Annotated in this window: 18 protein-coding genes; 10 read left to right on the plus strand and 8 right to left on the minus strand. The window is 68.7% G+C overall.

The window, feature by feature from the left end; genetic code table 11:
• Positions 1–5 precede the first annotated feature (5 nt).
• Genes ACH65_RS09470 through ACH65_RS09485 form a run of 5 tightly spaced genes read right to left on the minus strand, consistent with a single transcriptional unit; the run spans position 6 to position 3,197 of the window.
• Positions 6–320 carry a hypothetical protein gene (locus ACH65_RS09470; protein ID WP_049622348.1) on the minus strand — a complete coding sequence of 105 codons (315 nt, stop codon included), beginning with the start codon at positions 318–320 and terminating at the stop codon, positions 6–8.
• A complete protein-coding gene (locus ACH65_RS20560; protein WP_202594181.1) occupies positions 317–862 on the minus strand; it encodes a hypothetical protein in 546 nt (181 codons plus the stop codon). The genes ACH65_RS09470 and ACH65_RS20560 overlap by 4 nt, the downstream gene beginning before the upstream one ends.
• The gene (locus ACH65_RS09475; RefSeq protein ID WP_202594182.1) at positions 807–1,751 is read right to left on the minus strand and encodes a radical SAM protein; all 945 of its coding nucleotides are present in this window, start codon (positions 1,749–1,751) and stop codon (positions 807–809) included. Before ACH65_RS09475 ends, ACH65_RS20560 begins: the two co-directional genes overlap by 56 nt.
• The gene (locus ACH65_RS09480; RefSeq protein ID WP_049622349.1) at positions 1,736–2,488 is read right to left on the minus strand and encodes a prolipoprotein diacylglyceryl transferase; all 753 of its coding nucleotides are present in this window, start codon (positions 2,486–2,488) and stop codon (positions 1,736–1,738) included. Before ACH65_RS09480 ends, ACH65_RS09475 begins: the two co-directional genes overlap by 16 nt.
• Positions 2,489–2,501: 13 nt before the next feature.
• Positions 2,502–3,197: a 2OG-Fe(II) oxygenase gene (locus ACH65_RS09485; RefSeq protein WP_049622350.1), complete on the minus strand. Its 696-nt coding sequence runs from the start codon at positions 3,195–3,197 to the stop codon at positions 2,502–2,504.
• A gap of 233 nt (positions 3,198–3,430) precedes the next feature.
• Between ACH65_RS09485 and carA the strand changes: the two genes are divergently transcribed.
• Genes carA through greA form a run of 3 tightly spaced genes read left to right on the plus strand, consistent with a single transcriptional unit; the run spans position 3,431 to position 8,260 of the window.
• The gene (gene carA, locus ACH65_RS09490; protein ID WP_049622351.1) at positions 3,431–4,558 is read left to right on the plus strand and encodes a glutamine-hydrolyzing carbamoyl-phosphate synthase small subunit; all 1,128 of its coding nucleotides are present in this window, start codon (positions 3,431–3,433) and stop codon (positions 4,556–4,558) included.
• A gap of 1 nt (position 4,559) precedes the next feature.
• Entirely contained in the window at positions 4,560–7,787 is a 3,228-nt protein-coding gene (gene carB / locus ACH65_RS09495) for a carbamoyl-phosphate synthase large subunit (RefSeq protein ID WP_049622352.1), read from the plus strand.
• Positions 7,784–8,260, plus strand: coding sequence for a transcription elongation factor GreA (gene greA / locus ACH65_RS09500; RefSeq protein ID WP_049622353.1), 477 nt, complete (start codon positions 7,784–7,786; stop codon positions 8,258–8,260). The genes carB and greA overlap by 4 nt, the downstream gene beginning before the upstream one ends.
• A gap of 145 nt (positions 8,261–8,405) precedes the next feature.
• Here the strand turns inward: greA and ykgO are convergent, their stop codons facing one another.
• The 3 genes from ykgO to ACH65_RS09515 all read right to left on the minus strand — a co-directional run bounded on the left by ykgO (position 8,406) and on the right by ACH65_RS09515 (position 11,751).
• Positions 8,406–8,531: a type B 50S ribosomal protein L36 gene (gene ykgO, locus ACH65_RS09505; protein ID WP_008215056.1), complete on the minus strand. Its 126-nt coding sequence runs from the start codon at positions 8,529–8,531 to the stop codon at positions 8,406–8,408.
• A 64-nt stretch (positions 8,532–8,595) separates the two neighbouring features.
• Positions 8,596–9,507, minus strand: coding sequence for a LysR substrate-binding domain-containing protein (locus ACH65_RS09510; protein ID WP_049622354.1), 912 nt, complete (start codon positions 9,505–9,507; stop codon positions 8,596–8,598).
• 225 nt (positions 9,508–9,732) lie between these two features.
• Positions 9,733–11,751, minus strand: a complete 2,019-nt coding sequence (locus ACH65_RS09515) for an NADPH-dependent 2,4-dienoyl-CoA reductase (RefSeq protein WP_049622355.1) — start codon at positions 11,749–11,751, stop codon at positions 9,733–9,735.
• Positions 11,752–11,913: 162 nt separating this feature from the next.
• Between ACH65_RS09515 and cmk the strand changes: the two genes are divergently transcribed.
• From cmk to ACH65_RS09550, 7 genes are all read left to right on the plus strand, one after another.
• Positions 11,914–12,594, plus strand: a complete 681-nt coding sequence (cmk, locus tag ACH65_RS09520; RefSeq protein ID WP_082190235.1) for a (d)CMP kinase — start codon at positions 11,914–11,916, stop codon at positions 12,592–12,594.
• A 165-nt stretch (positions 12,595–12,759) separates the two neighbouring features.
• Entirely contained in the window at positions 12,760–14,433 is a 1,674-nt protein-coding gene (gene rpsA / locus ACH65_RS09525; protein WP_049622356.1) for a 30S ribosomal protein S1, read from the plus strand.
• A gap of 79 nt (positions 14,434–14,512) precedes the next feature.
• Complete coding sequence (locus tag ACH65_RS09530; RefSeq protein WP_049622357.1) at positions 14,513–14,812, plus strand: integration host factor subunit beta; 300 nt, start codon at positions 14,513–14,515, stop codon at positions 14,810–14,812.
• A gap of 130 nt (positions 14,813–14,942) precedes the next feature.
• Entirely contained in the window at positions 14,943–15,206 is a 264-nt protein-coding gene (locus ACH65_RS09535; protein WP_049622358.1) for a LapA family protein, read from the plus strand.
• Complete coding sequence (gene lapB, locus ACH65_RS09540) at positions 15,203–16,375, plus strand: lipopolysaccharide assembly protein LapB (RefSeq protein WP_049622359.1); 1,173 nt, start codon at positions 15,203–15,205, stop codon at positions 16,373–16,375. Before ACH65_RS09535 ends, lapB begins: the two co-directional genes overlap by 4 nt.
• A 4-nt stretch (positions 16,376–16,379) precedes the next feature.
• Positions 16,380–17,423 (plus strand): MraY family glycosyltransferase, encoded by a 1,044-nt coding sequence (locus ACH65_RS09545; RefSeq protein WP_237561484.1) that lies wholly within the window; start codon positions 16,380–16,382, stop codon positions 17,421–17,423.
• Positions 17,410–19,299, plus strand: a complete 1,890-nt coding sequence (locus tag ACH65_RS09550; RefSeq protein WP_049622361.1) for a polysaccharide biosynthesis protein — start codon at positions 17,410–17,412, stop codon at positions 19,297–19,299. The genes ACH65_RS09545 and ACH65_RS09550 overlap by 14 nt, the downstream gene beginning before the upstream one ends.
• Position 19,300 lies beyond the last annotated feature (1 nt).

Consider the following 19,300-nt stretch of genomic DNA (forward strand, 5'->3'; position numbering starts at 1 on the left):
AGCCTTCAGTGCATGCGGAGCAAGCCGAAGCAGGCGGCCACCAGCAGCAGGGCCAGCGCGAGCATCGAGGCCAGGCCGAGGAAAACGCCCAGGCCCATGCGGGTCCTGCCCTGCGCGAGCAGGACGATCGCCGCGACCAGGATGGCGACGAGCGGCAGCGGCAGCAGCATGCCATACAGCAACGGCACGGCCATGCCCAGCGCGACCAGCAGCACGCTGCCGCCGAGGCCGATCGCCCAGGCCAGGCCAAAGCCCTTGGCGAGGGAGCCCTTGGGGTTGCGCGGCGGGTCGCCGGGCAGGGGCGGCGGCTGCTCGCTCATGGCGCGCCTGCCCTTTCGGCGTAGTCGCGTTCGATCTCGCGGCGCAGGCGCGCGAGGGTGTCGGCCTTGCCGTCGCGGTAGAACAGGTTGAAGGTATCGAACGGCACGATGCGGCCGTCCGGCTGCGCGATGTGCACGCAGGACTTCTTCACCGCGCGCAGGTCGAAGCTGTGGGCGTCGATGAACTGCATGATCAGCACGCGGAACACGTTGCGATACGACAGGTCCGCCGGCGCCTGCACCTGCGGCAGGCAGCACAGCAGGTCCGACAGCGAGCAGGCCTGCGACGCGGGCGAGTGGTTGGTGGCGAAGAGCTCGAACACGTGCGCGCGCAGCGCCTCGTCGCGCTCCACCACGATGGTGTTGCGGCCCTTGCTCACCAGTGTCTCCGGCGAGACGAAGCGGGTCAGCGGCTGCACTTGGCCGCCGAGCTTGAGCGCGTAGGCCATCGCCAGGCAGTCCGGGTTGCACGGCACGGGGATCAGGTCATCGGGCTGGAACAGCGGGCTCTGCTCGAGGATGCGCCGGCGCACCTCGCTCAAGGTCAGCCGGTCGTGTGCCGGATCGTAGCCGTCCAGGCGGCCGGCGGCCTGGATCGGCTGGAAGGTGACGCCCCGCACGCAGGGCTGGGTCAGGGCGAAGTCGATGATCTCGCCGAGCTCGTGGTCGTTGAGCCCTTTCTTCACCGTTACCACCAGCGTGGTGGAGATGTCGTGGGTTGAGGTGTTCCAGCGCCTTCAGCCGCACCTCGCGCAGCCTGGCGCCGCGCAGGTCGCGGTGCACCGCCTCGCGCAGGGAGTCGAATTGCAGGTAGAGCTCGAAGCCTGGCTGGTAGTCGGCCAGGCGGGCGGCGAAGTCCGGCTCCCTGGCAATGCGCAGGCCGTTGGTGTTGACCATCAGGTGGTGGATCGGCCGCCGCCGCGCCGCGTCGAGGATGGCGAAGAACGCCGGATGCAGGGTGGGCTCGCCGCCGGAGATCTGCACTACGTCGGGCTCGCCCTCGTTCGCCACCACGGCGTCGAGCATGCGCTCCACCGTGGCGAGGTCGCGGAAGCCCGGCCGGTGCGGGCCGCTTTCGGCGTAGCAGATCGGGCAGCGCAGGTTGCAGTGGTCGGTGATCTCGACCAGGGTGAGGCAGGAGTGCTGCATGTGCTCGGGGCACAGGCCGCAGTCGTAGGGGCAGCCGAAGTGCTGCGGCGTGTTGAAGCGCTGCGGCAGCTCCGGCGGCTTGACGTAGACCTCGCGGCATTGCCGGTAATACGCCGCGTCGTCGGCCAGCAGCACGCGCTCGCGGCCGTGCTGGGGGCACCATTTCTCCAGGTAGACGCGTTCGTCCTTGATCAGGATCTTCGCCTCCACCCGCCGCAGGCAGGTGGCGCAGACCGACACCGCGCTGTCGTAGAACAGGTACGGCCTTACCTTGGCTCCCATGCCTTGCGCCCCCTCGTGCGCAGCGATGCGGCGATACGCGGAATGTCGCGACGGTAATAGCACAGCCCGGCCAGGCAAAGCAGTTGCAGTCCGGACAGGGCGCCGACATAGGCGTAGGGCAGGGGCTTGATGAACTCGACCAGCAGGCGGAAGGCCAGGTAGCCGATCATGAAGGCACGGAAGCGGTCGCCGGGGTGGCCCAGCGCGTGGCGGTAGCGGTGGATCAACCCGTATTGCGCGAGCAGGAAGGCGATCTCGTAGAGCTGGGTGGGATGCCGCGCCACTCCGTCGCCGAAATCGACACCCCACGGCAGCGAGGTCGGGTTGCCGTAGGTGTGATCGTCCAGCCCGGCGAGGAAGCAGCCGATGCGGCCGATGCACATGCCCACGGTCAACGGAAGCACGAAGGCGTCGCCGGTCGAGCGCCGCACGCCGGCGATGCGCTTGGCGAGCTCCACGCCCACCAGGCCGCCGAGCAGGGCGCCGATGATGGACTTGCCCTCCAGCAGGTGGCCGAGATCGGGAAAATCGGCGAAGGCCCGCAGCGGGTCGTCCAGCCAGAACGCGAGCTTGGCGCCCAGCGCCGCGCCCACGATGGCGCCGACGCCGACCGACACCACGTCGTCCTCGCGCTCGAAGGCGGCGGGCGCCAGCCGCTTGCGGGTCCACAGGAAAGTGCGCAAGCCGGCCGCGTAGGCCAGCATCTCGAACACGGTATGCAGGGCGACGGGCGGCATCGGCGCGCCCGGGTCAGTCCCGGTGCGCGGCGTTACGGTCGCGGTCGGCGCCGAAGCGGCGGTCCAGCGAGCCGAACAGCTTCTTGAAGACGCGCGAGAACTTGCCGCGCTTGGTCTTGCGCAGCTTCTCCTCCTCGCTGGTGAGCCAGGCCACCTGGATCACCCGGCGCTCGCCCTCGTAGGGCAGGTGGCCGTGGAAGGAGTTGTCGCAGCGCTTGAACACGGCGAACTCGCCGTACAGCGGCTTGAGTTCGGGCGCCAGCAGGGCGTCGATGTCGTCGATCTTGCCGAGGAAGCGCAGGCAGCCGTCGCTGCTGTCCGGCCACATCGGGTTCAGGTAGAGCAGGGCGGTGGCGACCTTGGAGCGGCTGTCGGTGTGGATGGTGCCGTGGCGCTTGTTGAGCGAGCGGCACAGCGTCACCAGGGTCGGGTAGTCGCCGAGGTTGGCGATGCCCAGGCGCTTGCCGATCGCGTCGGCGAACTCGGGCGCGGTCAGGCCTTCCACCAGCGCGTTGACCGAGGGGCCGCAGTCGCTCGGGTCGTAGGGGAAGAAGCCGGCGCCCGCATAGCGGGGAAAGTCGCGGTCCAGGTCGCTGCGCGCCTCGTCCGGCAGCTGGCCGTGCGCCACCAGGAACGGGAACGGCTCCAGCCGGACCTCGGTGTCGGGACGATCGAGGCGGGCGGGGTCGAGCAGTACGGTGGCGAGCATGGAGTGTCGGTATCCGGCACGGAAATCGGGGGCAGTTTAACGCCATTGTCATGCCGGGGCGTTTTCGCGCGTTGGCGGCGGCTGCGACCGCGTGTTCATGCTCCATCCGGTGGACAAAAAGGGGCGTCGCACCTATCATTGTTTCCCGCCCGAGACTTCCACGACCCAAGGTCCACAAGCCTGCTTCCGCAGCGGCTTGCGGACCTTGCTGTACCTAAAAGGCGGCCATCCCCATGCCCATTTCCGCTCTGCTCGCCCTCGAAGACGGCAGCGTGTTCCACGGCCACGCCGTGGGCGCTACCGGCGAAACCGTCGGCGAGGTGGTGTTCAACACCGCGATGACCGGCTACCAGGAGATCCTCACCGATCCCTCGTACGCGCGCCAGATCGTCACCCTCACTTACCCCCACATCGGCAACACCGGCGTCAACGCCGTCGATGCCGAATCCACCGCGGTGCATGCCGCCGGCCTGATCGTGCGCGACGTGCCGCGCCTGGCCAGCAACTGGCGCAGCACGGAAAGCCTGCCCGATTACTTGAAGCGCCACGGCATCGTGGCGATCGCCGGCATCGACACGCGCCGGCTCACCCGCATCCTGCGCGACAAGGGCGCGCAGAACGGCTGCCTGGTGGCCGGCGAGAACCTCGACGTGGAGGCCGCGCTGGCCAAGGCGCGCGCCTGCCCGGGCCTGAACGGCATGGACCTGGCCAAGGTGGTCAGCGTCGACAAGCCCTACGGCTGGACCGAGGGCGTGTACGACCTCGACCGCCAGGCCTTCAACCAGCCCGGGCGCCGCTTCAAGGTGGTGGCCTACGACTACGGCGTGAAGCACAACATCCTGCGCCTGCTCGCCGAACGCGGCTGCGACATCACCGTGGTGCCGGCGCAGACGAGCGCCGCCGAGGTGCTGGCGATGGCCCCCGACGGCGTGTTCCTCTCCAACGGCCCCGGCGACCCGGCGGCCTGCGACTACGCCATCGAGGCCACGCGCGTGTTCCTCGACCGGAAGATCCCGCTGTTCGGCATCTGCCTGGGCCACCAGATCATGGGCCTGGCCGTGGGCGCCAGGACGCTCAAGATGAAGTTCGGCCACCACGGCGCCAACCATCCGGTGAAGGACCTGGACGACGGCCGCGTGCTGATCACCTCGCAGAACCACGGCTTCGCGGTGGACCCGGGCACGCTGCCGGCCAACGTGCGCGTCACCCACACCTCGCTGTTCGACGGCTCGCTGCAGGGCTTCGCACTCACCGACCGCCCGGCGTTCTGCTTCCAGGGCCATCCGGAAGCGAGCCCCGGCCCGCACGACATCGATTACCTGTTCGACCGTTTCGCCACGCTGATGCAGGAGACCCGCTGAGATGCCCAAGCGCCATGACATCAAGAGCATCCTGATCATCGGCGCCGGCCCGATCGTGATCGGCCAGGCGTGCGAGTTCGACTATTCCGGCGCGCAGGCCTGCAAGGCGCTGCGCGAGGAGGGCTACCGGGTGATCCTGGTGAACTCCAACCCGGCCACCATCATGACCGACCCGGAGATGGCCGACGCCGTCTACATCGAGCCGATCACCTGGCAGGTGGTCGAGCGCATCATCGCCAAGGAGCGCCCGGACGCGGTGCTGCCCACCATGGGCGGCCAGACCGGCTTGAACTGCGCGCTCGACCTCGCCGATCACGGCGTGCTGGAGAAGTACGGCGTCGAGCTGATCGGTGCCTCGCGCGAGGCCATCCGCATGGCCGAGGACCGCGAGCTGTTCCGCGTGGCGATGGGCGAGATCGGCCTGGAGTGCCCGCGCGCGGAGACCGTGCGCAGCTTCGAGGCGGCGGTGGAGGCGCAGGCCAAGGTCGGCTATCCGACCATCATCCGCCCGAGCTTCACGCTCGGCGGCTCCGGCGGCGGCATCGCCTACAATCGCGAGGAGTTCGAGGAGATCGTCAAGCGTGGCCTCGAGCTCTCGCCGGTGCACGAGGTGCTGGTCGAGGAGTCGGTGCTGGGCTGGAAGGAGTTCGAGATGGAAGTGGTCCGCGACAAGGCGGACAACTGCATCATCGTGTGCTCGATCGAGAACCTCGACCCGATGGGCGTGCACACCGGCGACTCGATCACCGTGGCGCCGGCGCAGACGCTCACCGACAAGGAATACCAGCGCCTGCGCGACGCCTCCATCGCGGTGCTGCGCAAGATCGGCGTGGACACCGGCGGCTCCAACGTGCAGTTCGGCATCGACCCGGCCAACGGCCGGGTGGTGGTGATCGAGATGAACCCGCGCGTGTCGCGCTCCTCCGCGCTCGCCTCCAAGGCCACCGGCTTCCCGATCGCCAAGATCGCGGCCAAGCTGGCGGTGGGCTACACGCTGGACGAGCTCAAGAACGACATCACCGGCGGCCTCACGCCGGCCTCGTTCGAGCCGACCATCGACTACGTGGTCACCAAGATCCCGCGCTTCGCCTTCGAGAAGTTCCCGCAGGCCGACGCGCGCCTCACCACGCAGATGAAGTCGGTGGGCGAGGTGATGGCGATCGGCCGCAGCTTCCACGAGTCGCTGCAGAAGGCGCTGCGCGGGCTGGAGATCGGCAAGACCGGCCTCAACCCCACCGGGCTGGACCTGTCCAGCAACGAGGATCTGGCCACGCTGCGCCGCGAACTGCGCGAGCCGCGGCCCGAGCGCGTGTTCTACCTCGCCGATGCGTTCCGCGCCGGCCTCTCGCTGGAGGAAGTGCAGGGCTTGAGCCACGTCGATCCATGGTTCCTGGCCGCCTTCGAGGACATCGTGCTGGCCGAGGCCGAGGTGAAGGAACAGGGCCTCACCGCGCTTGACGCCGCGCGCCTGCGCGAGCTCAAGCGCCTGGGCTTCTCCGACGGGCGCCTGGCCGAGCTGGCCGGCACCGACGAGGCCGCCATCCGCCACCTGCGCCATACGCTGGGCGTGCGCCCGGTGTACAAGCGCGTGGACTCCTGCGCCGCCGAGTTCGCCACCACCACCGCCTACATGTATTCCACCTACGAGGAGGAATGCGAGGCGAACCCCACCGACCGCGAGAAGATCATCGTGCTCGGCGGCGGTCCCAACCGCATCGGCCAGGGCATCGAGTTCGATTACTGCTGCGTGCACGCGGCGCTCGCCCTGCGCGAGGACGGCTTCGAGACCATCATGGTCAACTGCAACCCGGAGACCGTCTCGACCGACTACGACACCTCCGACCGCCTGTACTTCGAGCCGCTGACGCTCGAGGACGTGCTCGAGATCATCGCGCTGGAGAAGCCCAAGGGCGTGATCGTGCAGTACGGCGGCCAGACGCCGCTCAAGCTGGCGCGCGCGCTGGAGGCGGCCGGCGCGCCGATCATCGGCACCTCGCCGGACTCGATCGACCTGGCCGAGGACCGCGAGCGCTTCCAGCACATGATCCAGAAGCTCGGCCTCACCCAGCCGCCGAACCGCACCGCGCGCAACCCCGACGAGGCGCTGGCGCTGGCGCGCGAGATCGGCTACCCGCTGGTGGTGCGCCCGAGCTACGTGCTGGGCGGCCGCGCGATGGAGATCGTCTACGGCGACGCCGACCTCGCGCGCTACATCCGCGAGGCGGTGCAGGTGTCCAACGATTCGCCGGTGCTGCTGGACCGCTTCCTCGACCACGCGGTCGAGGTGGACGTGGACATCATCGCCGACATCGAAGGCAACGTGCTGATCGGCGGCATCATGGAGCACATCGAGGAGGCCGGCGTGCATTCGGGTGACTCCTCCTGCTCGCTGCCGCCGTACTCGCTGTCGCCGGAGGTGCAGGACGAGTTGCGCCGGCAGGTCGGCCTGATGGCGCGCGAGCTGAAGGTGATCGGCCTGATGAACACCCAGTTCGCCATCCAGGGCGACACCGTGTTCGTCCTGGAAGTGAACCCGCGCGCCTCGCGCACGGTGCCGTTCGTGTCCAAGGCCACCGGCGTGCCGCTGGCCAAGATCGCCGCGCGCGCGATGGCCGGCCGCTCGCTGGTCAGCCAGAACGCGACGAAGGAAGTGATCCCGGGCTACTACTCGGTGAAGGAGGCGATCTTCCCGTTCCTGAAGTTCCAGAACGTGGACCCGATCCTCGGCCCCGAGATGCGCTCCACCGGCGAGGTGATGGGCGTGGGCCGCAGCTTCGGCGCCGCCTTCGCGCGCGGCCACGACGCCGCCGGCATCAAGACGCCGACCCAGGGCAAGGTGTTCGTCTCCGTGCGCGACGCCGACAAGGACCGCCTGTTGCCGGTGGCGCAGGACATGGTCGCCCGCGGCTTCACCCTGGTGGCCACCGCCGGCACCGCGTCCTACCTGGACGGCCACGGCGTCGTCTGCGAGCGCATCAACAAGGTGCTCGAGGGGCGGCCGCACGTGGTCGACCTGATCAAGAACGGCGAGCTTGCCTACATCGTCAACACGACCGAGGGCAAGCAGGCGATCGCCGACTCGTTCTCGATCCGCCGCGAAGCGCTGCAGCATCGCGTCACGTATTCCACCACCGTTGCAGGCGCGCGCGCCCTGGTGCATTCGCTGGATTTCCACGGCGCCGGCGAGGTGAACAGCCTGCAGGAACTGCACAAGGAGTTGAGCGCATGAATCGCGTCCCCATCACCAAAGCCGGTTCGGAACGCCTGCGGGCCGAGCTGGATCGACTGAAGTCCGTCGAGCGCCCGCGCATCATCGCCGCCATCGCAGAGGCGCGCGCGCACGGCGACCTGAAGGAAAACGCCGAGTACCACGCCGCGCGCGAGCAGCAGAGCTTCACCGAGGGACGCATCGCCGAGCTGGAAGCGGCGCTGTCCACGGCGGAAGTGATCGACGTGGTGCGCCTGGGCGCGGGCAGCAAGGTGGTGTTCGGCGCCACCGTGGAGCTGGAGGACGAGGACAGTGGCGAGACGGTGACCTACCAGATCGTCGGCGACCTCGAGGCCGATATCAAGCGGCGCATGATCGCGGTGTCCTCGCCCATCGCGCGCGCGATGATCGGCAAGACCGAGGGCGACAGCTTCGAGTTCCAGGCGCCGAACGGCGTGAAGCATTACGGCATCATCGGCGTGCGCTACGAGTGAGCGGGCGGGGCGCGGAGCCTTCGGGCTTCGCGCCTGGCCGAGCGGGCGGTCGCCGCACCGGACTTGCCGCCATCGCCGGGCAAACGCCGGGCAACAAAAAAGGGCCGCTCTCGCGGCCCTTCTTCGTGGCGCATCGCAGCTGTGATCAGCGCTGACGAGCCTTGAAACGCGGGTTGCTCTTGCAGATCACGAACACCTTGCCGCGACGGCGCACAACCTTGCAGTCGCGATGCCGCTGCTTGGCGGACTTCAAAGAGGAAAGCACCTTCACGGCCAGCTCCTAAGAACAAATAGGGAAAACACAAGCTGGCTAGTATAGCCGGCCCATTGACAGCTCACAAGCCCATGGCGGCCTTGGCGCCGCTCAGGGTCTCGAGGAAGCGCGCCACCACCGCCGAGTCGTCGTCGCGGCGGCTCGCCGCGGCGAGCAGGAGATAGGCGTCCGGGTCCTCCAGCGGCACGTAGCTTACTCCGGCCAGGCGCACGACTTGCATGGTGGCGGGCACCAGTGCCAGGCCCATGCCGGCGGCCACCAGGGCGATCACGCCGTTGAGCTGCTGCGCCTGCTGGTGGATGTGCGGGTGGAAGCCGGCCCGGGCGGCCAACTGCACCAGGCGGTCGTAGAGCGTCGGGGCCAGCTCCCGCGGTTGGATCACGAAGCCCTCGCCGGCGGCTTCGTCCAGGCGCAGGCTGGAGCGCCCGGCCAGCGGATGTCCGGAGGGCAGGGCGAGCAGCAGGCGTTCGCGGTCGATCATGTGCAGGCGCAGGGCGCGCGCATCCGCTTCGTGGCGGGGGAGGTCGCGGACGAAGCCAAGGTCGATCTCCCCGGCGCGCAGCGCGGCGAACTGGTCCTCCGTGTACATCTCGTGCAGCCGCACGCGCACGTTGGGCGCCAGCTCGCCGAAGCGCAGCAGCGTTCGCGGCAGGGTCGGGTGGAACGACACCGAAACGGTGTAGGCGAGCCGCAGCTGTCCGTTGAAGCCGGCGGCGGTTTCGCTCACCAGGCTGCGCATCTCCTCCGCCTTGGCGAGGATCTGCCGCGCCTGCTCGAGCAGCACCGAGCCGGCCTCGGTCAGCGCCACGTTGCGCCGGTCGCGGTCGAACAGCCGCACGCCGAGGTCGAGCTCCAGCGCCTGGATCTGCTGGGAGAGTGGCGGCTGCGAGATGTGCAGGCGCTGCGCGGCGCGGGTGAAGCTGAGCTCTTCCGCGACCGTCACGAAGTAGCGCAGTTGGCGGAGATCGAACATATATAAATTTCGGATAAATGCTCGGGGAAATATATATTGGATTCGAGGCCGGGGCGCTCTTATCCTTTGTTCGTCCCGCCACTCCCCCTCCCCCTTGGTGGCGGTGACCCTCGCCCCGTCGGCGACGCTCTTCCCCCGGTACTCGGCTTTCCCCCTCCCCCTTGGCCAGTACCGATGCGTCGTCGGCGGGGCGCTTCCCTATCTGCGCCCTGCCGCAAGGTCGCCTCACAGCGTCGCGGCGAGGCGCGTGCCCTGGTCGATGGCGCGTTTGGCGTCGAGCTCCGCCGCCACGTCGGCGCCGCCGATCACGTGCACCCGCCGGCCGCCGGCGATCAGCGCATCGGCCAGGTGGCGATCCGGCACCTGGCCGGCGCAGATCACCACGTTGTCGACGGGCAGCAGCTGCGGCGCCCCGTCCACCGTGATGTGCAGCCCCTGCGCGTCGAAGCGTTCGTAGGCGACGCCGCCCAGCATCGCCACGCCCTTGGCCTTGAGCGTGGTCCGGTGCACCCAGCCGGTGGTCTTGTTGAGGCGGGCGCCGGGGCGCCCCTCGCTGCGCTGGAGCAGCCAGAGCTGACGGGCCGGCGCTTCCGGCTGCGGCGGGGCAAGGCCGCCACGCTGCGCCAACTGCGTATCCACGCCCCATTCGCGGCTCCAGCGGGCGACGTCGGTGGTCGGCGAAGGCGCGCGTTCGACGAGGAACTCGGCCACGTCGAAGCCGATGCCGCCGGCGCCGATGATCGCCGCCCGTGCGCCGACCGGTGTGCCATGGGCCAGCACGTCGAGGTAGCCCAGTACGCGCGGATCGTCGCTGCCCGGAAAGCTCACGCGCCGCGGCGTCACGCCGGTGGCCACCACGATCTCGTCGTAGCCTTCGCCCTGCAATTGAGCGGCATCGACCCGGCGGCCCAGTTGCAGCGTGACCTTCAGTTCGGCCAGCTGGTGGCGGAAGTAGCGCAGGGTCTCGTGGAACTCCTCCTTGCCCGGAATCCGCTTGGCGTAGTTGAACTGGCCGCCGACCTCGGCCGCCTGGTCGAACAGCGTCACCGCATGGCCGCGTTCGGCGAGCGCGGTCGCGCAGGCGAGGCCGGCCGGGCCCGCGCCGATCACCGCGACGCGCTTGCGCCGTGCGGCCGGCTCCAGCGCGAGTTCGGTTTCGTGGCAGGCGCGCGGGTTCACCAGGCAGCTGGCGCGGCGGTTCTGGAACACGTGGTCGAGGCAGGCCTGGTTGCAGGCGATGCAGGTATTGATCGCCTCGCTGCGGTCCGCGCGCGCCTTGGCCGGCCACTGCGGGTCGGCCAAGAGCGGGCGCGCCATCGACACCATGTCGGCCTCGCCCGCGGCCAGCACCCGCTCGGCCACCTCGGGCATGTTGATGCGGTTGGTGGTGATCAGCGGGATCGCCACCTCGCGCTTGAGGCGCTGGGTGACCCAGCTGAAGCCGGCGCGCGGCACGCTGGTGACGATGGTGGGCACGCGCGCCTCGTGCCAGCCGATGCCGGTGTTGATCAGGCTGGCGCCGGCGGCTTCGATGGCCTTGGCCAGGGCGACGATCTCGTCCCAGTCCTGGCCGTCCTCGACCAGGTCGAGCATCGACAGCCGGTAGATGATGAGGAAGTCTGGCCCGACCGCCTCGCGCATGCGCCGCACGATCTCCACCGCGAAGCGCATCCGCCTCGCGGCGTCGCCACCCCAGGCGTCGCTGCGGCGGTTGGTGCGCGCGGCGATGAACTGGTTGATCAGGTAGCCCTCCGAGCCCATCACCTCGACGCCGTCGTAGCCGGCCTCGCGAGCCAGCTGGGCGCAGCGGACGAAGTCGCGCAGCGTGCGCTCCACGCCGCGGGCGGACAGCGCGCGCGGCGTGAACGGCGTGATCGGCGACTTGAGCCGGGAGGGCGCCACCGAGAGCGGGTGGTAGCCGTAGCGGCCGGCATGCAGGATCTGCATGCACAGGCGCCCGCCTTCCGCGTGCACGGCGCGGGTCAGCTTGCGGTGCCGCGCCACGTGCCAGGGCATCGACAGCCGTCCGCCGAAGGGCTTCAGCCAGCCCTCGACGCTGGGCGCGATGCCGCCGGTGACGATCAGCCCCACGCCACCGCGCGCACGCTCGGCGAAGTAGGCGGCGAGCTTGTCGTAGTCGGCGGCCTGGTCCTCCAGCCCGGTGTGCATAGACCCCATCAGGATGCGGTTGGGCAGGGTGAGGTGACCCAGCTCGAGCGGGGCGAACAGGTGCGGATAGCGCATGCGGGGGAGGCTCATTCAAACGATTGTATGAATGTGGAACCTGGTCGGCCGAGGCGTCAAGGTGCGGCGCAGCGAGTGCGGCCGGGGTGACTCGTGGCGTGCGTGGGCCGCCCGCCGCCGACGCGCTACCATGTCGGTTTGCCTTGCCCGCCAGGAGAAACCATGAACCGTGCCGCGCCCGTTCCCGTGCTGACCATCGACGGCCCCTCGGGGTCGGGGAAGGGGACCGTGAGCCGGCTGGTGGCCGAGCGGCTGGGCTGGCGGATGCTGGATTCCGGTGCGCTGTACCGCGCGATCGGCTACGCCGCGGGCATGGCCGACCTGGACCTGTCCGACGCCGAGGCGATGACCCGCTGCGCGCAGACCACCAAGATCCGCTTCCATCCCAGCGCGGACGGCCACGACACCCATATCTTTGTCAACGGCCACGACGCGACCGACGAACTGCGCACCGAAACGGCCGGTGCGGCGGCCTCGGCGATCGCCTCGATTCCCTCGGTGCGTCAAGCACTTGTGGAGCTTCAGCTGAGTTTCCGCAAGGCGCCGGGGCTGGTCGCCGACGGGCGCGACATGGGCACCGTGATCTTCCCCGACGCGCCGTTCAAGGTGTTCCTCACCGCCAGCGCCGCCGAGCGTGCGCGCAGGCGGCATAAGCAGTTGAAAGAAAAGGGGCTCAAGGTTACACTTACAGACCTTCAGCGCGAGATTGAAGCGCGTGACGCCCGCGATGCATCGCGGACCGTGGCGCCGCTCAAGCCCGCCCCCGACGCGGTACTGCTGGATACCACCGGCATGCCGATCGAGGACGTGGTCGCGAACGTATTGACCGTCGTGCAGCGGTAACCTGGCCGCCGACGGACTTGGTGCCCCTGCCGCGGCAGGGGAGCGTGGTAACGGTGCCGATGGGGCCAGCCCCCGAGACACCCACAACCGGTGGGCCGCTTTCCCTTTGCGCATACATCCGACGGCGCGCATCGGGCACGGCCTTTTCTCATTTCTGGAATCAACATGACCGAAAGTTTTGCCGAGCTGTTTGAACAGAGCCAGCAGGCCATTGCCAAGCTGAAGCCGGGTGCCATCGTCACCGGCATCGTGGTGGAAATCCGCAACGACGTCGTCGTGATCAACGCCGGCCTCAAGAGCGAAGGCATCGTCCCCATCGAGCAGTTCAAGAACGAGGACGGCTCGCTGGAAGTGCAGGTAGGCGACGAGGTGAAGGTTGCCCTCGACGCCCTGGAGGACGGCTTCGGCGAGACCAAGCTCTCCCGCGAGAAGGCCAAGCGTTCCATGGTGTGGGACGAGCTGGAAGAGGCCTTCGACAAGGAGGCGACCATCTCCGGCAAGATCTCCGGCAAGGTCAAGGGCGGCTTCACCGTCGACATCAAGGACGTCCGCGCATTCCTGCCGGGCTCGCTGGTCGACGTGCGTCCGGTCCGTGACCCGGTCTACCTCGAGGGCAAGGACCTCGAGTTCAAGATCATCAAGCTGGACCGTAAGCGCAACAACGTGGTGGTCAGCCGCCGCGCCGTCGTCGAGACCGAGTTCTCCGAGGAGCGCGAGAAGCTGATGGAGCGCCTGACCGAGGGCGCGGTGGTCAAGGGCGTGGTGAAGAACCTCACCGACTACGGCGCGTTCGTGGACCTGGGCGGCATCGACGGCCTGCTGCACATCACCGACATGGCGTGGAAGCGCGTGCGCCATCCGTCCGAGGTGGTCAACGTCGGCGACGAGCTGGAAGTGCGTGTGCTCAAGTACGACCGCGAGCGTAACCGCGTGTCGCTGGGCCTCAAGCAGCTGGGCGACGATCCGTGGGTCAACATCTCGCGTCGCTACCCGGTCGGCAGCCGCCTGTTCGGCAAGGTCTCCAACGTCACCGACTACGGCTGCTTCGTCGAGATCGAGCCGGGCGTCGAGGGCCTGGTCCATGTGTCCGAGATGGACTGGACCAACAAGAACGTCAACCCGGCCAAGGTGGTGCAGGTCGGCGACGAGACCGAGGTGATGGTGCTGGACGTGGACGAAGAGCGTCGCCGCATCTCGCTGGGCATCAAGCAGACCCGCTCCAACCCGTGGGAAGCCTTCGCCGCCATGCACAAGAAGGGCGACAAGGTCTCCGGCCAGATCAAGTCGATCACCGACTTCGGCATCTTCATCGGCCTGGACGGCGGCATCGACGGCCTGGTGCACCTGTCCGACATCTCCTGGCAGGCCTCCGGCGAAGACCTGGTGCGCAACTTCAAGAAGGGCGACGAGGTCGAGGCCGTGGTGCTGGCGGTGGATCCGGAGCGCGAGCGCATCTCGCTCGGCATCAAGCAGATGGAGCAGGACCCGCTCGGCCAGTTCATGGCGCTCAACACCCGCGGCACCATCGTCAACGGCACCGTGAAGGAAGTGGACGCCAAGGGTGCGCTGATCGACCTGGGCGAGGGCGTGGAAGGCTATCTGCGCGCCAACGACATCGCCAAGGAGCGCATCGACGACGCCACCCAGCACCTGAAGGTGGGCGACAAGGTCGAGGCCAAGTTCATCGGCACCGACCGCAAGAGCCGTCAGCTGCAGCTCTCCATCCGCGCCAAGGACGAAGAGGAACTGCAGGACGCCATGGCCGAATACTCCTCGGCCAGCGGTGGCACGACCAAGCTCGGCGCGCTGCTCAAGGAGCAGCTCAACAAGGCCGACTGACCGTCGGTTCGCAAGAAGCCTGAAGCGGGGCGGCGGTCGTTCGCCGCCCCGCTGTTTCACGTCAAGGACATAGGGGACCATGACCAAATCCGAATTGATCGAGGCGCTCGCGCGGCGTCAGACCCATCTTGCATTTGGTGACGTGGAGCTCGCGGTCAAAAGCCTGATTGAGCAGATGAGCCAGGCCCTGTCGCACGGCGAACGTATCGAGATTCGTGGTTTCGGCAGCTTCTCCCTGCATTACCGGCCGCCGCGCATGGGGCGCAACCCCAAGACCGGCGATGCGGTGGCCTTGCCCGGCAAGCATGTCCCGCATTTCAAGCCCGGCAAGGAACTGCGCGAGCGCGTGAACCAGTCGGTGCAGCTCCAGGACGCCTGAGTGTCCGTTCCGAATTATCCGAGGCAGGCGGCGCGAGCCGGTCCTGCCTTCTTTTTTGTCCGTCGCGCGGCGCTTGGCGGGCCGGGCAGCGCCTGTGCCGGTCTTCCGCATTCGGGTAAAGTCCGCTTCTATGCGACTGCTTGCCTTGCTCATTCTCCTGTTGTCGATCGGCGCCGGCGTGGTGGTCGGCGCGCTCAATGCCGATCTCGTCGGCTACGACCTCGCCTTTGCGCAGGTGCAGTGGCCCAAGGGCGCGGCCTTGCTGGTGGCGCTGGTGTTCGGATGGCTGCTCGGCGGGCTGACCGCCTGGCTGGGCACCCGCCTCGGCCATCGCCGTGCCCGCCGCCGGGCGCGCCGGGCCGAGTCGGGCAACGGTACGTCGGCGGGTCCATGACGGCGCTCTATGTGATGGCACTGCTGGTGCCGGTCGCGTTCCTCAGCGGCTGGTTCGGCGCCCGGCGGGCGGTCGCGCACCGCTCGGGCATGCGCGTGAGCGAGTTTTCCTCGGACTACTTCCGCGGCTTGAACTACCTGCTCAACGAAGAGCAGGACAAGGCGATCGAGGTGTTCCTGCGATTGGCCGAATACAACCGCGACACGGTGGAGACGCATCTCGCGCTCGGCAACCTGTTCCGCCGCCGCGGCGAGGTGGACCGGGCGATCCGCCTGCACCAGCACCTGGTGTCGCGTCCGGGCCTGACCGACGCGATGAAGACGGTGGCGCTGCTGGAGCTGGGCGAGGACTACATGCGCGCCGGCCTGCTCGATCGCGCCGAGGCGCTGTTCTCCGACCTGGTGGCGATGGACGCGCACGCACCCTCGGCACTGCGCCACCTGGTGGCGATCTACCAGCACGAGCGCGACTGGCACAAGGCGATCGACCACGCGCGCCGGCTCGAGGCAATGACCGGCGAGAGCGAAGCGCCGATGATCGCGCAGTTCTACTGCGAGCTGGCCGACCGCGCGCGGCAGCACGGCGCCCGCGCCGAGGCGCGCGAGCACCTGCAGCAGGCCTTCCAGTGCCAGCCCGACTGCGTGCGCGCCTACATGCTCACCGGCCGCCTGCATGCGGAAGCGGGCGAGCACGTCGAGGCGGCGGAGGCCTACGAAGCGGCGGTGGCGGCCGACGTCGCCTTCGTGCCGGAGATCTTGCCGCCGCTGCTCGACAGCTACGCGCGCACCGGGCAGATGGCGCGGGCCGAGCGCTTCCTGCGCGACATCCTGACCCGCTACCACGGCATCTCGCCGGTGCTCGCGCTGGCGCACCTGTACGAACAGCGCGACGGCGAGCGCACGGCGGTCGAGTTCCTCACCTCGCAGTTGCGCCAGCGTCCTTCGGTGCGTGGCCTGATGGCCCTGATCGATGCCACCATGGACAAGGTGGAGGGCGAGGCGAGGGAGAACTTCCTGATCCTGCGCGATCTCACCCGCAAGCTGCTCGAGGGCCAGGCGATGTATCGCTGCAGCCGATGCGGCTTCGGCGCCAAGGCACACCACTGGCAGTGCCCGAGCTGCAAGAGCTGGGGCACGATCCGGCCGATCCATGGCGTGGCGAATGAGTGAGGCGGTGGCTTTCGCCTGGCCGCTGACGGGATGGCTGCTGGCAAGTTTCCTTCTCGCGCTGGTGTGCGTGCGCGGCGCCATCGCCTATGCCCATCGACGCGGCATGCTGGACCAGCCGGGGCAGCGTCGCTCGCACACGGTGCCGACGCCGCGCGGCGGCGGCATCGGCGTGGTGGTCGGCATGTTGCTGACGGCGCCGTCGGCATTGGTGTTCCTGGGCGCGGCCTGGCCGGTATCGGTGGCCGCCGCGCTGGGCGCGGCACTGCTGCTGGTGGCGGCCGTCGGCTGGTGGGACGACCACCGGCCGCTCGGCGTGCGCCTGCGGCTGCTGGTGCAACTGGCGGCCACGGCCTTGTTCTCGCTGGCGCTGTTGCGGGCCACCGAGGGCGCATGGCTGTGGCTGCCGCTGCTCGTGCTGGCCGGCGCCTGGAGCATCAACCTGCACAACTTCATGGACGGCATCGACGGCCTGCTGGCCCAGCAAGCCATTTTCGCCAGCGCGGGGATGGGCCTCCTGGCCTGGTTCGCCGGGCAGCCGGCGCTGGCGGCCGCGAGCTTCTGCCTGACTGCGGCGAGCATGGGCTTCTGGCTGTACAACCGGCCGCCGGCGAAAATTTTCATGGGCGACGTGGGCAGCGGCAGCATCGGCCTGTTGCTGTTCGCGTTCGCCGCGATGCTGTGGCGCGCGGCTTCGCATCTGCTGTGGCCGGCCCTGCTGCTCTGCTCGGCCTTCGTGGCGGACGCCAGCCTGACCCTGCTCACACGCTTTCTTCGCGGCAGGCGCTGGTATGCTGCGCACCGCGAGCACCTCTACCAGTGGGTGGTGCGCAGTGGCCGCAGCCATGCAGGGAGCGATCGCCTTTATCTGTATTGGAATCTGCTGATCGCGGCGCCGGCCGCGGCCATCGCGGCGTGCGTGCCGGCAGCGGGATTGCCGCTCTGCGTGCTGGGCTATGCAACGGCCTTCATCGTATGGATAAGTAGCAAGCGGTATATCTTGCGTCGTTTGCGACGCCGCCGTCCCAGGGAGAGGCATGTCACTGCGTAAATACATCGGAACCATTCATCCGCGTGCGGCGGTCGTGCTCCACGACCTGACCATGGCGGCGCTTGCATGGTGGATCGCCAAGGACCTGCGCTACGCGATGATTCCCGACGAGGCGCTCGGGTTCCAGCTGCTGGAGTTCCCCCTGGTACTGCTGGTGCAGGGCCTGGTGTTCACCTGGACGGGCCTCTACAAGGGCCTGTGGCGCTTCGCCAGCCTGCCCGACCTGTGGAACATCCTGCGCGCCGCGGTGGTGGGCGCGGCCATCACCGGCCTGGTGCTGTTCCTGTATGGCCGCCTGGACGGCGTGCCACGTTCGGTGCTGCTGCTGTATCCGGTGGTGCTGGTGGTGCTGCTCGGCGTGCCGCGGCTCGCCTACCGTTTCTGGAAGGACAGCCGCCTGGACCTGTTCCAGACCCAGCAGGTGAAGCGGGTGCTGATCGTGGGCGCCGACCCGGCCGGCGAGGCGCTGTCGCGCGACCTGCGCCGCGACGGGCATTTCAGCGTGGTGGGCTTCGTCGACGACCGGCCGAGCCTGCGCGGCGCCAGCATCAACGGCCACCCGGTGCTGGGGCGGCTGGAGCAATTGCCCGAACTCACGCACGAGGCGGCCGTCGAGATGCTGCTGATCGCGCTGCCCGGCGCCACCACGTCCGAGATGCGCCGGGTGGTGGAGCTGTGCGACGGCACCGGCCTGCCGTACCGCACGGTGCCGCGGCTGGAGGACGTCGTGGCCGGCCGCGCGCAGTTCAACGAGATCAAGGAGGTGGCGATCGAGGACCTGCTCGGCCGCGACGCGGTGGAACTGGACTGGACCGCCATCCGCGAGTCGCTGATGGGCCGGCGCGTGCTGGTCACCGGCGGCGGCGGCTCGATCGGCTCGGAGCTGTGCCGGCAGGTGGCGTGCCTGGGCATCGCCTCGCTCACCGTGGTCGAGCACAGCGAGTACAACCTCTACCGCATCAGCCAGGAGCTGCGCTCGCAGTTCCCCGAACTGCTGTTCGAGAGCATCCTGGCCGACGTCGGCGACCCGGTGGCGATGCGCCGGCTGTTCGCCAGCCAGCGGCCGCAGGTGGTGTTCCATGCGGCGGCCTACAAGCACGTGCCGATGCTGCAGGGCCAGCTGCGCAGCGCCTTCCGCAACAACGTGCTGGGCTCGCGCACGGCCGCGGACCTTGCCGACGAATTCCACGCCGAATGCTTCGTGCTGATCTCCACCGACAAGGCGGTCAACCCCACCAGCGTGATGGGCGCCTGCAAGCGCGTGGCGGAGATCTACTGCCAGAACCTCAACGCGCGTTCGCAGACGCACTACATCACGGTGCGCTTCGGCAACGTGCTCGACTCGGCCGGCTCGGTGGTGCCGCTGTTCCGCGAGCAGATCCGCAGCGGCGGGCCGGTGACGATCACGCATCCGGAGATCTCGCGCTACTTCATGACCATTCCCGAGGCCTGCCAGCTGATCCTGCAGGCGGCCAGCCTGGGCAAGGGCGGCGAGATCTTCGCGCTGGACATGGGCGAGCCGGTGAAGATCCGCGACCTCGCCGAGCAGATGATCCGCCTGGCCGGCAAGAAGCCGGGCACCGAGGTGCCGATCATCTACACCGGCCTGCGCGCCGGCGAGAAGCTGTTCGAGGAGTTGTTCCACCCGCTGGAGAACTACAGCGCCACGACCCACGCCAAGATCTTCCTCGCCCAGCATCGCGAGGTGGCGTGGGAGCTGCTGCTGGCGCTGCTCGCCAAGGCGGCCGAGGCGGTGACGGTGTTCGACGAGGACGAACTGCGCCGCTGCGTGTCCAGCCTGCTGCCGGCCTTCCGCTGGAGCGATACGGCCCAGCCGGCCGACGTGATTTCCATCCGACGCAACGACACGAAGTAAG

The organism is Frateuria defendens, assembly GCF_001182895.1.
In the GTDB taxonomy this organism is placed as follows: domain Bacteria; phylum Pseudomonadota; class Gammaproteobacteria; order Xanthomonadales; family Rhodanobacteraceae; genus Frateuria_B; species Frateuria_B defendens.

Coding starts and splice junctions, on each gene's coding strand:
- ACH65_RS09510 (WP_049622354.1), bottom strand. CDS start 9,507: ATGTTCGATCTCCGCCAACTGCGCTACTTCGTGACGGTCGCGGAAGAG.
- ACH65_RS09550 (WP_049622361.1), top strand. CDS start 17,410: ATGTCACTGCGTAAATACATCGGAACCATTCATCCGCGTGCGGCGGTC.
- ACH65_RS09515 (WP_049622355.1), bottom strand. CDS start 11,751: ATGCGCTATCCGCACCTGTTCGCCCCGCTCGAGCTGGGTCACCTCACC.
- carA (WP_049622351.1), top strand. CDS start 3,431: ATGCCCATTTCCGCTCTGCTCGCCCTCGAAGACGGCAGCGTGTTCCAC.
- ACH65_RS09485 (WP_049622350.1), bottom strand. CDS start 3,197: ATGCTCGCCACCGTACTGCTCGACCCCGCCCGCCTCGATCGTCCCGAC.
- ACH65_RS09470 (WP_049622348.1), bottom strand. CDS start 320: ATGAGCGAGCAGCCGCCGCCCCTGCCCGGCGACCCGCCGCGCAACCCC.
- greA (WP_049622353.1), top strand. CDS start 7,784: ATGAATCGCGTCCCCATCACCAAAGCCGGTTCGGAACGCCTGCGGGCC.
- ACH65_RS09475 (WP_202594182.1), bottom strand. CDS start 1,751: ATGGGAGCCAAGGTAAGGCCGTACCTGTTCTACGACAGCGCGGTGTCG.
- cmk (WP_082190235.1), top strand. CDS start 11,914: ATGAACCGTGCCGCGCCCGTTCCCGTGCTGACCATCGACGGCCCCTCG.
- lapB (WP_049622359.1), top strand. CDS start 15,203: ATGACGGCGCTCTATGTGATGGCACTGCTGGTGCCGGTCGCGTTCCTC.
- carB (WP_049622352.1), top strand. CDS start 4,560: ATGCCCAAGCGCCATGACATCAAGAGCATCCTGATCATCGGCGCCGGC.
- ACH65_RS09480 (WP_049622349.1), bottom strand. CDS start 2,488: ATGCCGCCCGTCGCCCTGCATACCGTGTTCGAGATGCTGGCCTACGCG.
- rpsA (WP_049622356.1), top strand. CDS start 12,760: ATGACCGAAAGTTTTGCCGAGCTGTTTGAACAGAGCCAGCAGGCCATT.
- ACH65_RS09535 (WP_049622358.1), top strand. CDS start 14,943: ATGCGACTGCTTGCCTTGCTCATTCTCCTGTTGTCGATCGGCGCCGGC.
- ACH65_RS09530 (WP_049622357.1), top strand. CDS start 14,513: ATGACCAAATCCGAATTGATCGAGGCGCTCGCGCGGCGTCAGACCCAT.